Genomic DNA, 17,005 nt, shown 5'->3' on the forward strand with positions numbered 1-17,005 from the left:
GTGAACCGCGGGGAGTTCGGCGGCAACGAAGCTGGCACTGAAGGAACCGAGCCGAGCAGTACGGAGCTCTTCCCGCTTTCACCAGCGCAACTCGGTATCTGGTACGCCCAGGCCCTCGACCCCCAGGTTCCCGTCACCATCGCGCAGTATGTCGACCTGCGCGGCGACCTGGACGTCGACCTGCTGGAGCAGGCCAGCATCGACGTCGCCTCCGATCTCGGCTCCGGCTTCCTGCGCATCGTCGAGCGCGACGGCGAGCCCATGCAGTACATCGACCGCGCGCTCGCCCAGCACGACAAGGTCATCCGGGTCGATCTGCGGGCGGAGGCCGACCCCGAGGCCGCCGCGCACGCGTGGATGCGCGCCGAATACAGCCGCCCGCTCGACCTGCTCACCGACCGCCTGATCCGGGCCGCGGTACTGCGGCTGAGCGTGGACCGCTGGTTCTGGTACACCCGCGCCCACCACATCGCACTCGACGGATTCGGCGCGGTCACCAACCTGTCCCGGGTCGCCGAGCGCTATTCGGCCGCCGTCGCCGGCCTCGAGCCGCCGCCGTCCCGCGCCACCGAGCTGGCCACCCTGGTCGAATCCGAGCTGGACTACCGCGACAGCACCCGATTCGCCGCCGACCGTGAGTACTGGGCGCAGCGGGTGCGGGGCCTGGCCGAGGGCACCGGCCTGACCGGACGCAGCGCCCCGCCCGCCCCGCACAACGGCATCGTCTCGCAAGTGCTGTCCGCCGACCGGGAGGCGTTGCTGGCCAACGCGGTTCGGGCGAACGACACAACTCCGGCCGCCCTGCTGCTGGCTGCCTTCGCCGCCTATCTGGCGCAGTGGACCGGCAGCGAGGAAGTCGTCCTCAGCCTGCCGGTGACGGCCAGAACCACTGCCGCCATGCGTAATTCCGGTGGTGCGGTCTCGAATATCGTGCCGCTGCGGCTGCGCGTGGGCCACGACAGCACGGTCGCGGAACTGCTGCGGGCGGTGGCGGTCGAGGTCTCGGGCGCGCTGCGGCATCAGCGGTACCGGCACGAGGACATCCGCCGCGACAGCGCCGGCGACGGGGTGGTGACCACCGAGTTCTTCGGCCCCTGGGTGAACATCATGCTGTTCCAGGACCGGCTCGCGCTGGGGACGGTGGAGGGGCAGCTGCATGTGCTGTCGACCGGCGCGATCGAGGATTTGGGCGTCAACTTCTATCAGACGCAGGGCGGCACCCGGACCCGGATCGACTTCGAGACCAACCCCAACCTCTACACCGAAGCCGAAGCCCAGCAGCATCATTCGCGGTTCCTCGAATACTTCGACCGATTCCTGGCCGCGGCCACCGACGATCGTCCGTGGGCGCTGCCGATCACCACCGTCGCGGAACGGGTCGCCACGCTCGTCGAGTGGAATGCCGCCGGTCACGAGGTCCCCGAGACCACCCTCGCGGGCCTGCTGGACGCGCAGATCGCCGCGACACCGGACGAGATCGCGGTCGAGTTCCAGGGCGCGACGCTCACTTACGCGGAGTTCGGCGCCCGCGTGAATCGGTTGGCGCGCTTGCTGATCGCCGACGGTGTGGGTCCGGAGTCGTTGGTGGCGTTGGGTTTGCGTCGGTCGCTGGAGTTGGTGATCGCCATGCATGCGGTGGTGAAGGCCGGTGGTGCGTATGTGCCGATCGACCCGGATCATCCTGCCGAGCGGACTGCTTACATTCTGGAATCGGCTGCGCCGGTGTGTGTCCTGACCGTCTCGACGGACCGCCTCGAACTGCCGCCCACCATCCGGCGGCTGGAGATCGACACCGTCGACGTCTCCGGATTCGACTCGGCGCCGATCACCGACGCCGACCGGCGATCCCCGCTGCGCCCGGACCATACGGCCTACGTCATCTATACCTCGGGTTCAACCGGCCGCCCCAAGGGCGTCGCCGTCTCGCAGCGCGCGATCGTGAACCAGCAGCTGTGGATGCTGCAGGAATACGGGCTGAGCGTGTCGGATGTGTATCTGCAGAAGACCGCGACCACGTTCGACGTGTCGCTGTGGGGATACTTCCTGCCCTTGCTGACTGGCGCCCGCTTGGTCGTGGCCGATCCGGACGGCCACCGGGACCCGCTGTACGTGGCAGACATGATCGAACAGCACGGCGTGACCGTGACCGACTTCGTGCCTTCCATGCTCACGGTATTCGCCAGCCATGCGACCGCCGCACAGCTGCGCACGCTGCGCGCGGTGTTCGTGATCGGTGAGGTACTGCCGCCGGAAACCGGTGCGGCACTGCGGGAGATCAGCGCGGCCCGTCTGCACAACCTGTACGGCCCGACCGAGGCCGCGGTATCGGTCACGTATCACGAGGTCACCGCCGCCGACGTGGTGACCGTGCCGATCGGTGTTCCGGAGTGGAACGTCGGTGTGTACGTGTTGGATTCGCGGTTGCGTCCGGCTCCGGTCGGTGCGCCGGGTGAGTTGTATCTGTCGGGCCGTCAGCTGGCGCGAGGCTATCGGGGTCGTCCGGATTTGACTTCGGATCGGTTCGTGGCCAATCCGTTCTCGGGTTCGGGTGAGCGGATGTATCGGACCGGAGATCTGGTGCGGTGGAGTGCTTCCGGGGTGCTGGAGTACATCGGTCGGACCGATTTCCAGGTGAAGTTCCGCGGTCAGCGGATCGAGCTGGGTGAGATCGAGACCGTCCTGCTCGCGCACCCCACCGTGGCCCAGGCCGCGGTGTTCGTGGCCGATACCGCGACCGGTCAGCAGTTGGCGGCGTATGTCGTTGCCGCGCCGGGCAACTCGATCGACCCGGTCGCGCTGACCGCGTTCGCCGGTGAGCAGCTGCCCGGCTACATGGTCCCGGCCTCGGTCATGGTGCTGGACGCGTTCCCGCTCAACACTTCCGGCAAGCTGGACCGGAAAGCGTTGCCGGAACCGCTGTTCACGGCCGACGCCACCGGATTCCGTTCCCCGCGAACGCAGATCGAAGAGGTCGTCGCGGCGATCCTCGCCGACGTGCTGGGGCAGCAGGCCGTCGGCCTCGACGACAACTTCTTCGACCTGGGCGGTAATTCGCTGGTCGCCGCCCAGGTGGTGGCGCGGATCTCCACCGCCCTCGGCACCCGGCTCGGAGTGCGCGCGCTGTTCGAGGCACCCACCGTGGCCGGGATCGCCGCCCGGGTCGAAGCAGCCGGCCCGGGCGAGCCCGCGCGGCCGCCGCTGGTGGCTCAGCAACTGCCCGAACGGATTCTGCTGTCGCCCGCGCAGCAGCGGATGTGGTTCCTCAACCAGTTCGACCCGACGGTCCCCACCTACAACCTCCCGTTCGTGGTGCGGATGCGCGGCACCGTCGACATCGAGGCGCTGCAGACGGCCCTGCACGACGTGATCGAGCGGCAGCAGTCGCTGCGCACCGTCTTCCCGGCCTCCGGCACCGGCGGCTATCAGCTGGTGCTGGGGATCGACGAGATCGACTTCGAGGTGCCGGTAGCGCCGCTCACCATGGCCGAGATGCCGCGCGAGCTGGCCGAATTCGCCGCCCGCGGCTTCGACGTCGCCCGGGAACTGCCCATCCGGGTCCGGATCTACCAGCTGATCGACTCGCCCGAGTCCGGCTACGACTACGCCGTCGCCTTCGTGGTGCACCACATCGCCGCCGACGGCTTCTCCTTCGGCCCGCTCGCCAACGACGTCGCCGCCGCGTACCTGGCACGGTCGAACGGTTCCGCCCCGGGCTGGGCGCCGCTTCCGGTGCAGTACACCGACTTCAGCGTGTGGCAGCGCGCGATGCTCGGCTCCGAGGACGACCCCGGATCCCTCGCCGCGCGCGAGATCGACTACTGGCGTGGCGCACTCGCCGGACTGCCCGACCAGCTCGACCTGCCCGTCGACCGCCCGCGCCCCGCGGTGCAGACCTTCCGCGGCTCCCGGGTGCTGTTCGAGATCGACGCCGACCTGCACGCCGAGCTGGCCGCACTCGCACGCGCCCAGGGTGTTTCGCTGTTCATGGTGCTGCACTCCGCGCTGGCGATCCTGCTCGCCCGGCTCAGCGGCACCACCGATATCGCCATCGGCACCCCGGTGGCGGGTCGCGGTGAGCAGGCGCTCGACGACCTGATCGGCATGTTCGTCAACACCCTGGTACTGCGCTCACACGTAGTGGGTGCCGAACCGTTCACCGAATTCCTCTCCCGCACCCGCGAATCCGACCTCGTGGCCTTCGCCAACGCCGACGTCCCGTTCGAGCGGCTGGTCGAGGTGCTCAATCCCACCCGCTCGCAGGCGCGGCACCCGCTGTTCCAGGTGATGTTGTCGTTCCAGGAACTGGCGCAAGCCTCGATGGAGGCGCACGGCCTGACCGTCGGTGCCGAGGAACTCGAGGTCGACATCGCCAAGTTCGACCTGCAGTGGACGCTCACCGAACACCGTGGGCTGCAGGCGGAACCGACCGGCCTCTCGGCCGTGGTGTCCTATGCGACCGATCTGTTCGACGCGGCGACCGTCACCGAATTCGGCCGCCGCTACCTGCGGGTGCTCGCCGCGGTGGCCGCCGCGCCCACCACCCTGGTCCGAGAAATCGAAATCCTCGACGCCGCAGAACGTTCCGTCGTTCTGGGGGACTGGAACCGGACCGCGCATCCGATCCGGTCCGGCACCGTCCTGGACCTGTTCACCCACCGGGCCGGACTGCGGCCGGACGCGCCCGCGCTGATCTTCGACCCGGGCGGCGACGGGACGGTCGCCGAGCTGTCCTACGGAGCGTTCGCCGCGCGCGTGCACCGACTGGCCCGATACCTCATCGAGGCCGGTGTGGGCCCGGAATCCCTGGTGGCCGTGGGTATCCGGCGGTCGATCGACATGCTGGTCGCCATCTACGCGACGCTGGCCGCGGGTGGCGGCTACGTGCCGGTGGATCCCGACCACCCGGCCGAACGCACCGACTACGTGCTGGCCGCGTCGCGCCCGGTCTGCCTGCTCACCACCGCCGCCGACCGGGTCGAGGCCGGCACCGGCACCTCCGTCGTGGTGCTCGACGAGCTGGATCTCGACGGCTACTCCGCCGACCCGATCACGGCCGCCGAGCGGCGGGGCACGCTCTTCGCGGACAGCACCGCGTACGTGCTCTTCACCTCCGGTTCCACCGGCCGCCCCAAGGGGGTGGCGGTCTCGCACGCCGCCGTGCTGAACCAGATCACCTGGATCACCACCGAATACGGCATCGACGACACCGACGTGGTGCTGCAGAAGACGCCGGTGACCTTCGACGTCTCGGTCTGGGAGCTGTTCGGCACGCTCGCGGTCGGCGCCACCCTGGTGATCGCGACGCCCGACGGGCATCGCGACCCGCTCTACCTGTCCGAGCTGATCGGCCGCCACCGGGTCACCCTGACCTCGTTCGTGCCGTCCATGCTGTCGGTATTCGCGGCCACTGCGCCCGCCGCACAGAACGTTACGCTGCGTGCGGTCCTCGTGGCCGGTGAAGCGCTGCCCCCTGCTACCGTCACCGCGTTCGGCAAGTTCTCCGCCGCCGAGGTGCACAACCTGTACGGCCCCACCGAATTCACCGTCCACGCCACCGCGGCGGCGGTGCCCGCCGAGCCCACCGCGGTGCCGATCGGGCGCCCGGTGCACAACGCCCGCGCCTATGTGCTCGACGCCGGCCTGCGGCCGGTGCCGGTGGGTGTGCCCGGTGAGCTGTATCTGGGCGGAATCCAGGTGGCGCGAGGGTATTTCGGGCGACCCGACCTGACCGCGGAACGCTTCGTGGCCGACCCGTTCGGAGACGCCGGGTCCCGGCTGTACCGCACCGGCGACCTGGTGCGCTGGACGGCACCGGCGACCGCGACGGAATCCGGTGCGCTGGAATACATCGGCCGCACCGACTTCCAGGTGAAGTTCCGCGGCCAGCGGATCGAACTCGGCGAGATCGAGTCCGCGCTGCTGGATCTGCCGAACGTGAACCAGGCCGTGGTGCTCGTCGTCGACACCGTCGCCGGGGACCAGCTCGTCGGCTACCTGGTCACCACACCGGGCCCGGTGGACCTGGACCCGATCAAGGCCGCCCTGCACCGCCGGCTGCCCGCCTACATGGTGCCTTCCGTGCTCATGGTGCTGGAAGCCCTGCCACTCAACGCTTCCGGGAAGCTGGACCGCCGCGCGCTGCCCGCGCCCACCGTCGAGGTGCGGGCCTTCCGGGCGCCGACCACGCCGATCGAGGAGATCGTCGCGCAGATCTTCGGCGACGTCCTCGGCCAGACCCGGGTCGGACTCGACGACGACTTCTTCGAACTGGGCGGCAACTCGCTGATCGCCACCCAGGTCGCCTCCCGCCTGGGCATCGCCCTCGACACCCGGGTTCCGGTCCGAATGTTGTTCGAGGCCAGTACGGTTGCCGCGCTCGCGGCCCGCGTCGAATCACATGCGGGCGACGGCGCGCGCACCGCCCTGGTGGCCCGCACCCGGCCCGAACAGATTCCGCTGTCGCTGGCCCAGCAGCGGATGTGGTTCCTGAACCGGTTCTCCGCCGGATCCGGCGACCCGGCCGCCTCGGCGGTGAACAACATCCCGGTCGCAATCCGGCTGTCCGGGGAACTGGATCTGGCCGCACTGCAGGTCGCGGTCATCGACGTGATCGACCGGCACGAGTCGCTGCGCACCGTGTTCCCGGAGACCGGGGACGGCCCGGTCCAGGTGATCATCGATGCGGCGCAGATCGTTCCGGACCTCACCCCGGTCCCGGTGACCGAGGCCAACCTCTTCGAGCACCTGGTCGAACTGGCGTCCACGGCGTTCGACGTGACCGGCGAAGTGCCCTTGCACGCACGGCTTTTCGAGATCAGCGGCACCGAGTACGTGCTCGGCATGGTGGTGCACCACATCGCCGCCGACGGCTGGTCCATGGGCCCGCTGGCCCGCGACGTCATGGTCGCCTACGCCGCCCGCACCTCATGGGAGCAGCCGGCCTGGAACGAACTTTCGGTCCAGTACGCCGATTACGCGCTGTGGCAGCGCGAAGTGCTCGGCTCCGAGGACGATCCGGAATCGCTGATCAGCGCGCAGATCCGGTACTGGACCCGGGCCCTGGCGGACCTGCCCGACGAGCTGGTGTTGCCCTCGGATCGGCCGCGCCCGGCGGTGGCGAGCTACCGGGGTGGCAGTCACCCGTTCGTCGTCGCCGCCGAAACCCAGCGTCGGCTCATCGAATTGGGCCGGCGGCACAACGCCTCGCTGTTCATGGTCATGCACAGTGCGCTGGCGGTGCTGCTGGCCCGCCTGTCCGGCACCGGTGACATCGCGATCGGCACGCCCGTCGCCGGCCGCGGTGAGGCCGCGCTCGACGACATGATCGGCATGTTCGTCAACACCCTGGTGTTGCGCACCGAGATCGACCCGGATGCCGGTTTCGCCGATCTGCTCGCGCAGGCACGCGAACGGGACCTGTCCGCGTTCGCGCACGCCGACGTGCCGTTCGAGCGGCTGGTCGAGGTGCTCAACCCGGCCCGATCGCAGGCGCGGCACCCGCTGTTCCAGGTCATGCTGACCTTCCAGAACACCCGGCACGCCGGTCTGGAGCTGCCCGGCCTGCGGGTGGACGCCATCGACTACGACCCCGGCACCGCCAAGTTCGATCTGCAGCTGACCCTGCGCGAGACCCCGGACGAGCACGGCGAGCCCGCCGGCATGTCGGCCGAACTGTCCTATGCGCGCGACCTTTTCGACGAGCGGACCGTGGCGGCCCTGGCCCGCCGGCTGGATCTGGTGCTGGCTGCCGTCGTCGCGGATCCCGCGGCTCCGATCGGTGCCATCGACCTGCTCTCGCCCGCCGAACGCGTGGACGTGCTCACCGCCCGCAACGCCACCGCGCGTCGATTGCCCGGCAGCGCAACGGATCTGGTCGCCCTGTTCGAGGCGCGGGCTGCCGCGTCGCCGGACGCGGTGGCACTGGTCTTCGACGGCGAACAGCTCAGCTACGCCGAGTTCGCCGAGCGGGTGCATCGGCTGGCGCGCAAGCTGATCGCGCTCGGCGTCGGCGCGGAATCACTGGTGGCCCTGGCGATCCGGCGGTCGTTCGAGTTGGTCGTCGCCATGTACGCCGTGCTCGAGGCCGGGGGCGGGTACGTGCCGCTGGACCCGGACCAGCCCGAGGAGCGCATCGACCACGTGCTCAACATCGCGCGCCCGGCGGTCGTATTGACCACCGGCCGCGACGATTTCGTCACCGGCCGCAACCTGTCGGTGCTCGAGATCGACACCCTGGCCCTGGACGCCTACGACGCCGGGCCGATCACCGATGCCGAACGGGGCGGGCCGATCCGGCCCGGCCACACCGCCTACGTCATCTTCACCTCGGGCTCGACGGGCCGACCGAAGGGCGTCGCGGTCGACCACGCCGCCATCGTCAACCGGCTGCTGTGGATGCAGCACGAATACCCGATCGGCCCGGTGGACGCGGTGCTGCAGAAGACCCCCGCCACCTTCGACGTGTCGGTCTGGGAGTTCTTCTGGCCCTTGCAGACCGGTGCCCGGCTGGTGATCGCCAAGCCCGACGGCCACCGCGACCCGGTGTACCTGGCGCAGCTGATCGCCACCGAAGGTGTCACCACAGCGCATTTCGTGCCGTCGATGCTCTCGGTGTTCGTGGGCGCCCTCGGCGGCGCCCACCGCGAAAACCTCGGTCTGCGACAGGTATTCGCCTCCGGCGAGGCCCTGCCCGCCGCCACCGCCCGCCGCCTGCTGGAGTCGGCCGGCGCCCGCCTGCACAACCTGTACGGTCCGACCGAAGCCGCCGTCGATGTCACCCACCACGAGGTCACCGGCGTCGACGAGATATCGGTGCCGATCGGCCGCCCGGTATGGAATACCCGTGTCTACGTGCTGGATTCGCGCCTACAGCCCGTCCCCCCCGGCGTAGCGGGTGAGCTGTACCTGGCCGGAGATCAACTGGCCCGCGGCTACCTCGGCCGCCCCGACCTCACCGCTGAACGCTTCATCGCCAACCCCTTCACCGCACGCACTGAATCCGGGGACTCGTTCGCCACGGCCACTGAATCCGCCGGGGACTCGTTCGCCACGGCCACCGAATCCGCCGGGGACTCGTTCGCCACGGCCACTGAATCCACCGCGCATTCCTTTGCCACGGATACCGAATCCGCCGCGAACTCGTTCGGCGCCGCCACTGAATCCGCCTCGAACCCTTTCACCGCACCCACCGCGAACTCGAAGGCGGCGGATGCCGACAGCGCCGTTCCCGGCGAGATCGCATTGCGGGACGGCACCGACCCAGGCACTGGGACCGCGCGCAGTAACGTCACTGGTTCTGCCCACATCGCGGCTCGAGCCCGCCCCAATCCAGGCTTCCCCACCCCAGGTGATCGCCTCTATCGTACTGGCGACCTGGTCCGCTGGAGCGCCGACGGCGAACTGGAATACCTGGGCCGCACCGACTTCCAGGTGAAGCTGCGTGGTCTGCGGATCGAACTCGGCGAGATCGAGGCGGCGCTTGCGGCGCAGCCCGGTATCGCACAGTCGGTGGTCGTGGTGCGCACCGACCCGCACTCCGGCGACCAGTTGGTCGGGTACGTGGTGCCCGAACCGGACACCGCGGTCGCGGTCGACGCGGTGAAGGCCGCGCTGGGGCGGTCGCTGCCGTCGTACATGGTGCTCGCCGCACTGGTGGTACTGGACAGCTTCCCGCTCAACGCTTCCGGCAAGCTGGACCGGCGTGCGTTGCCGGCTCCGGTGTTCGAGGCGCGCCGCTTCCGGGCGCCGTCGACCCCGATCGAGGAGATCGTGGCCGGCGTCTTCGCCGACCTGCTCGGCCGCCCCCGGATCGGCGTGGACGACGACTTCTTCGAACTCGGCGGCAACTCGCTGATCGCCACCCAGGTGGTGGCCCGGCTCGGCGCCGCGCTGACCGCCGAGATCGGGGTGCGCGCGCTGTTCGAGGCGCCCACGGTCGCCGCCCTGGCCGCGCGGGTCGAATCGCGAGCGGGATCCGGTGCGCGCCGGGCACTCACCGCCGGAATCCGGCCGGAATATCCGCCGCTGTCGCCGGCACAGCAGCGGATCTGGTTCCTCAACCGCTTCGACCCGGGCAGCGCCGCGGACAATATCCCCGTCGCGGTGCGGCTCAGCGGCACCCTCGATCCCGACGCGCTGCGCGCGGCCGTCGCCGACGTAGTCGCCCGCCACGAATCGCTGCGGACCGTTTACCCCGCGCACGACGGGGTTCCGTTCCAGCGGGTGCTGCCCACGAGCGCGGCGCTACCGGAACTCACCGCCGTCGCGGCGACGGACGCCGGATTGTTCACGGCCGTCACACAATTCGCCGCCCGTGGCTTCGACGTCGCCACTGAGACCCCGGTCCGGTTGCGGCTGTTCCGGCTCACCGCCACCGAACACGTCCTGGTCGCGGTGGTGCACCACATCGCCGCCGACGGTTTCTCCATGACGCCGCTGGTGCGTGACTTGATGACCGCGTACCTGGCCCGCAGTGCGGGCTCGGAGCCCGGGTGGGCGCCGCTGCCCGTGCAGTATGCCGACTACGCCCAGTGGCAGCGCGAAACGCTCGGCCTCGAGCAGGACCCGTCCGCGCTGAGCAGCACCCAACTCGACTATTGGCGCGGCGCGCTGGCCGGACTGCCCGACGAACTGCGGCTCGCGGCTCGCCCGCGGCCCGCAGTCGCCGGCTACCGCGCGGGCACCCACCGCTTCGTGGTGCCCGCAGAGGTGATCGAGGCGCTGACCCGGGTCGCCCGCGCACACGGCGGCACCCTGTTCATGGTGGTGCACACCGCGTTCGCCGCACTGCTGGCCCGCCTGAGCGGCACCGCCGACATCGCGATCGGCGTCCCGGTCGCGGGCCGCGGTGACCGCGCGCTCGACGACCTGGTCGGCATGTTCGTCAACACGCTCGTGCTGCGCACCGAGGTCGACACCGCCGCCGCGGTGGCCGATCTGCTGGCGCAGGCCCGCGAACGCGACCTGGCCGCCTTCGGTCACTCCGATCTGCCGTTCGAGCGGCTGGTCGAGGTACTGAACCCGACCCGGTCGCAGGCCCGGCACCCACTGTTCCAGGTCATGCTGTCGTTCCAGAATCTGGGCCGGGCCGCGCTCGAACTGCCCGGGCTGTCGGTCACCGAACTCGGAATCGACCAGCAGACAGCGAAATTCGACCTCCAACTGACGCTCAGCGAGGCCGGCGGCGCAATGGCCGCCGAGCTGGTGTACGCGACCGACCTGTTCGACGCCGGCTTCGCGGCGGCGTTCGCCGGCCGCTTCCTGCGGGTGCTGGGCGCGGTCGCCGCCGACCCGACTCAGCCGGTAGGGGAGCTGCCGGTGCTGGCCGCCGGCGAAGCCGATCTGGTGCTGCGGCGGTGGAACGACACGGTCTTCCCGATCGACGCCGCGCTGCCGACGGTGTCCGACGACGCGGCCGCGACCCTGGTGTCGCTGTTCGAGACGCAGGTCGCGCGCACGCCGGACGCGGTCGCGGTCAGCTTCGAGGGGACGAGTCTGTCCTACTCCGAGTTCGCGGTCCGGGTGCGGCAGCTGGCCCGCCACCTGGTGGCTGCCGGGGTCGGTCCGGAATCGCTTGTCGCACTGGGTATGCGGCGCTCGATCGAGCTGGTCGTGGCCATGTACGCGGTGACCGCGGCCGGTGGTGCCTACCTGCCGCTGGATCCCGACCATCCGGCCGAACGCATCGCCTACATTCTCGACACCGTGCAGCCGGTGTGCGTGCTGACCACCGACGCGGGACTGTCCGGGATCGCGGAAGCCACTGTGCCGCAACTGCGGATCGACGAGCTCGACCTGTCCGGCTACCCCGGCGGCCCGCTCACCGACGCGGACCGGACCGCGCCACTGCGGCCACAGCACACCGCCTACGTCATCTTCACCTCCGGTTCCACCGGCCGGCCCAAGGGCGTGGCCGTCGCACACGACGCGATCGTGAACCGCCTGGTCTGGATGCATGCCCAGTACGGCCTCGCCGCCGACGACGTGGTGCTGCAGAAGACCCCCGCCACCTTCGACGTGTCGGTGTGGGAGTTCTTCTGGCCCTTGCAGGTCGGCGCCCGCCTCGTCGTCGCCCGGCCCGACGGCCACCGCGACCCGGCCTACCTGGCCGCGCTGATCGCGGCCGAGGGCGTCACCGTCACTCACTTCGTGCCGTCCATGCTGGCGGTATTCGTGGCGGAGCCGACCGCGGCCGCCGCCACCTCGACCCTGCGCCACGTGTTCGCCTCCGGTGAGGGACTACCCGCGACCACCGCGCAGCGCCTGCGGGAGCTGACCGCGGCCCGGCTGCACAACCTGTACGGGCCCACCGAGGCCGCGGTCGACGTCACCTATCACGAGGTCACCGCCGCCGACACCACCTCGGTGCCGATCGGTGCCCCGGTGTTCAACACCCGCGTGTACGTGCTGGACGGGCGGTTGCGGCCGGTTCCGGTGGGTGTGCCGGGTGAGCTGTATCTGGCCGGCGCCCAGCTCGCCCGCGGCTATGTGGGGCGTCCCACCCTGACCGCCGAGCGTTTCGTCGCGAACCCGTTCGCCGTCGCCGACCGCCTCTACCGCACCGGTGACGCGGTGGTCTGGACTCCCGCCGGTGAGCTGGAATACCTGGGCCGCACCGACTTCCAGGTCAAACTGCGCGGTCTTCGGATCGAGCTGGGTGAGATCGAGTCGGCGCTGACCGCGCTGCCCGCCGTCGCGCAGGCCGTGGTCGTGGTGCGGGCCGACCCGCGCACCGGCGACCAGCTCGTCGCCTACCTGATCCCCGCGCCCGGCGTCCTCGACCTGGACGCGGTCCGCGCCGAACTGGGCGCGCGCCTGCCGTCGTACATGGTGCCGGCCGCCTTCGTGCTCCTGGAAGCGTTCCCGCTCAACGCATCCGGCAAGCTGGACCGCAAGGCGCTGCCGGAGCCGTCCTTCGCGATGGCGGCGTTCCGCGCCCCGGCGACCTCGGTGGAGCAGGCCGTGGCCGAGGTGTTCGCCGACCTGATCGGCGCCGACCGGGTGGGCCTGGACGACGACTTCTTCGCGCTCGGCGGCAACTCGCTGCTGGCCACCCAGGTCGCGGCCCGGCTGGGAGCCGCGCTCGACACCGAGGTTCCGGTGCGGCTGCTGTTCGAGGCCGCCACGGTGGCCGGGCTCGCCGCCCGGCTGGAATCGCGGGCCGGGACCGGCGGCCGGGTGCCGTTGACCGCGGCCGGGCGCGGCGGCGGCCCGGCGCCGTTGTCGCCCGCGCAGCAACGGATGTGGTTCCTCAACCGCTTCGACCCCGCGACCGCGGTGCACAACATCCCGGTTGCCGTGCGGCTCACCGGCGACCTGGACCGGATGGCGTTCGCCGCGGCTATCCGGGACGTGATCGCCCGGCACGAGGTGCTGCGCACGGTTTATCCCGAACAAGGTGGTGTCGGCTACCAGCAGGTGATTCCGGCCGCCGAGGTGCCGTTCGAGCTGACCTCCGAACCGGTTGCGGCCGAGTCGCTTCCGGACCGGATCGCCGAGCTGGCGGGGGTGTTCTTCGACGTCACCCGGGAGATCCCGTTCCGGGCGAACCTGCTGCACGTCGAATCTGGCACGGCCGCAACCGAACACGTACTGGTCCTGGTTGTGCACCACATCAGCGGCGACGGCTTCTCGCTACGCCCGCTGCTGCGGGACGTGGTGGCGGCCTACACCGAACGGGTGCGCGGCCGCGCACCGGCGTGGGAACCGTTGCCGGTCCAGTACATCGACTACACGCGCTGGCAGCACCGCGTGCTGGGCGCCGAATCCGATCCGGAATCGCTTGCGGCGCAGCAGATCGCCTACTGGTCGCGACAGCTGCGCGAGCTCCCCGGCGTGCTCGAGTTGCCCGCCGACCGGTCCCGGCCCGAGATCGCCACGAATGCCGGTGCCACGCACCACTTCTCCGTAGACGCCGAGCTGCACGCGGAACTCACCGCATTGGCGCGCGAACGCGCGGTCACGCTGTTCATGCTGGTGCACGCGGCGCTCGCGACCTGGGCCGCGCGGATGTCGGGCAGCACCGATATCGCGATCGGCACCCCGATCGCGGGTCGCGGTGCGCGTGAACTCGACGACCTGGTCGGCATGTTCGTCAACACCCTGGTATTGCGCACCCCGGTACCCGCGGGGGCCGAATTCACCGCGCTGCTGGACGAGGTGCGGCGCACCGACCTCGCCGCGTTCGCGCACGCGGACGTGCCGTTCGAACGCCTGGTGGATGTGCTCAGCCCGGTCCGGTCGCAGGCGCACCACCCGCTGTTCCAGGTCGCGCTGACCTTCGAGGCAACCGGCGCCGCCGACGCTACCAGGGCGAGCCTGCCCGGGCTGGAACTCGCCGCGCTCGACATCGACCCGGGGACAGCGAAATTCGATCTCCAGCTGACCGTCGGCGAGCTGCTCGGCGGCGGCCTGCGGATGTCGTGGACCTACGCCACCGACCTGTTCGACCGCGACACCGCCGCGTCCTTCGCCGACCGGTTCCTGCGGATCCTGCGGGCCGTGGCCGACGAGCCGGCGGTGATCGTCGGCGCGATCGACCTGCTCGGCGAGACCGAGCGGCGCGACGTCGCCGAGCGCTGGGTCGGCACCCCGAGCGCGGCGACGCGCTTCACCGACCCCGCGCTCACCCTGTCGGATCTGTTCGACGCCGCGGTGCGCGCGCACGCGGACCGGGTGGCGGTGAAGTTCGGCGACGACACCATGACCTACGCCGTACTCGACCAGCGGGCGAATCAGTTGGCGCGCAAGCTGATCGCCGAGGGGGCCGGCCCGGGTGCGCTGGTGGCGGTCCTGCTGCCGCGCTCGCTGGACCTGGTGGTGGCGCTGCTGGCGGTGATCAAGTCGGGCGCGGGGTACGTGCCGATCGATCCGGCCTACCCGGCCGAGCGGATCGCCTACGTCCTGGCCGACGCGCGGCCGTCGAGCCTGGTCGTCGACCGCACCGTGCGGGTCGAACTGCCCGCCGAGCTGCCGGTGATCCGGGCCGACGTGTTCGGGATCGACGCACCCGATCTGGTCGACGCGGGCGAGAGCCCCGTGACGGACGCCGATCGGCGTGAGGCATTGTCCGCCGACGATGTGGCGTATGTGATCTACACGTCGGGTTCGACCGGGCGGCCGAAGGGTGTGGCGGTCGAGCACCGGAATGTGGTGCGGCTGTTCGCGAATACCGATGCCGAGTTCGGGTTCGGTCCCGACGACGTGTGGACGTTGTTCCATTCGTTCGCGTTCGACTTCTCGGTGTGGGAGCTGTGGGGTCCGTTGCTGTTCGGTGGGACTTTGGTGGTCGTCGACTATTACGTGTCGCGTTCGCCGGAGTTGTTCCTGGAGTTGTTGCGTCGGGAGCGGGTGACGGTTCTCAATCAGACTCCGTCGGCGTTCTATCAACTCGCCGAAGCCGACCGCAATGCCGCGCCCACCGGTTTCGATGCCCGCCCGGCCGCGGTTGCGCCGCTGTCGTTGCGTTACGTGGTGTTCGGCGGTGAGGCGCTGGAACTGCGCAGGCTCGCGGATTGGGTTGCCCGCCACGGTGACTCGGCACCGCGGCTGGTGAACATGTACGGCATCACCGAGACCACGGTGCACGTCTCGCATCGGGTGCTGGATGCCGAAACTATCGCCACTGCAAGTGGTTCCGTCGTCGGCCGGGCCATCGCCGGTCTGCGGGTGTACGTCCTCGACGGCCGGCTGCAGCCCGTGCCGGTCGGTGTCGCGGGTGAAATCTATGTCGCGGGATCGCAATTGGCGCGCGGCTATCTGGGGCGCCCGGATCTGACCGCCTCCCGGTTCGTGGCCGACGCGATGGGCCCGGCCGGTGAGCGGCTCTATCGTTCCGGCGACTTGGCGCGCTGGAATCGCTTCGGGGAACTGGAGTATCTGGGTCGGGCCGACGACCAGGTGAAGGTGCGTGGGTTCCGGATCGAGCTGGGTGAGATCGAGGCCGCGGTGCTGGCGCAGCCGGGTGTCGCGCAGGCGGCGGTGATCGTGCGCGAGGACCAGCCCGGTGATCAGCGGATCGTCGCCTATCTGGTGCCCGCCCCCGACGTGGAACTCGATCTGGAATCGGTGCGCGACGGCGCCGCCGACGTGCTGCCCGGGTACATGGTGCCGACGGGCCTGGTGCTGCTCGACACGATCCCGCTGACCGTCAACGGCAAACTCGATCGCCGTGCACTGCCCGCACCGGCCGCCCACACGCGGGTCTTCCGCGCACCCGGCACCCCGGCCCAGGAGGCCGTCGCCGCCGTCTTCGCCGAGGTCCTCGGCCTGCAGCGAGCCGGCCTCGCCGACGACTTCTTCGCCCTCGGCGGCAATTCGCTGAGTGCGACCCGCGTGGTCTCCCGGATCGGCGCCGCGCTCGGCGTGACCGTTCCGGTCCGGACCCTGTTCGAGGCGCCGACCGTGGAGGCGCTGGCGGCGCGGCTGGACACCCACACCGGTGGCACCGAGGCCCGGCCCGGGCTCGCGGCCCGCACCCGAGCGGCCGGCGCGCCGGTGCCGCTGTCCTACGCGCAGCAGCGCATGTGGTTCCTCAACCAGTACGACACCGGCTCGGCGGCCTACAACCTGCCGCTGGCGATCCGGCTGTCCGGTGAACTCGACCGTGCCGCACTGGAACTGGCCATCCACGACGTGGTGCGCCGGCACGAGTCGCTGCGCACCCGCTACCCCGACCACGGTGGCACCCCGATGCAGGTGGTGGTGCCCGCCGACGAGATCGTGCTGGATCTGCGCGCCTACCCGGTCTCCGATACCCAGCTCGACACCGCCGTCCTCGACTTCGTCGGTGCCGGATTCGACGTCGCCGAGCGGGTTCCGTTGCGCGCCCGGCTGTTCCGAGTGGACATGGGCGGCCGCGACAGTGAACGCGTGGGGTCGGCGGCCGCCGAACACGTGCTCGTCGTAGTGGTGCACCACATCGCCGCCGACGGCTTCTCCATGGGCCCGCTGGCCCGTGACGTCATGACCGCCTACACCGCCCGCACCCAGGGCAGTGCCCCGGGCT

At 70.4% G+C, this 17,005-nt stretch carries 1 protein-coding gene (running past one end of the window); it reads left to right on the top strand.

Features of this window, described 5'->3' with window-relative positions; all coding sequences use genetic code 11:
* A protein-coding gene (locus tag EBN03_RS20465; RefSeq protein ID WP_122189663.1) for a non-ribosomal peptide synthase/polyketide synthase crosses the window boundary here: on the top strand, positions 1-17,005 show its 5' portion. Its footprint extends 27,125 nt past the window's final position; the window shows 17,005 of its 44,130 coding nt (coding positions 1-17,005); the start codon lies at positions 1-3; its stop codon lies off the right edge, out of view.

This window comes from Nocardia stercoris, from assembly GCF_003696265.1.
Taxonomy (GTDB): domain Bacteria; phylum Actinomycetota; class Actinomycetes; order Mycobacteriales; family Mycobacteriaceae; genus Nocardia; species Nocardia stercoris.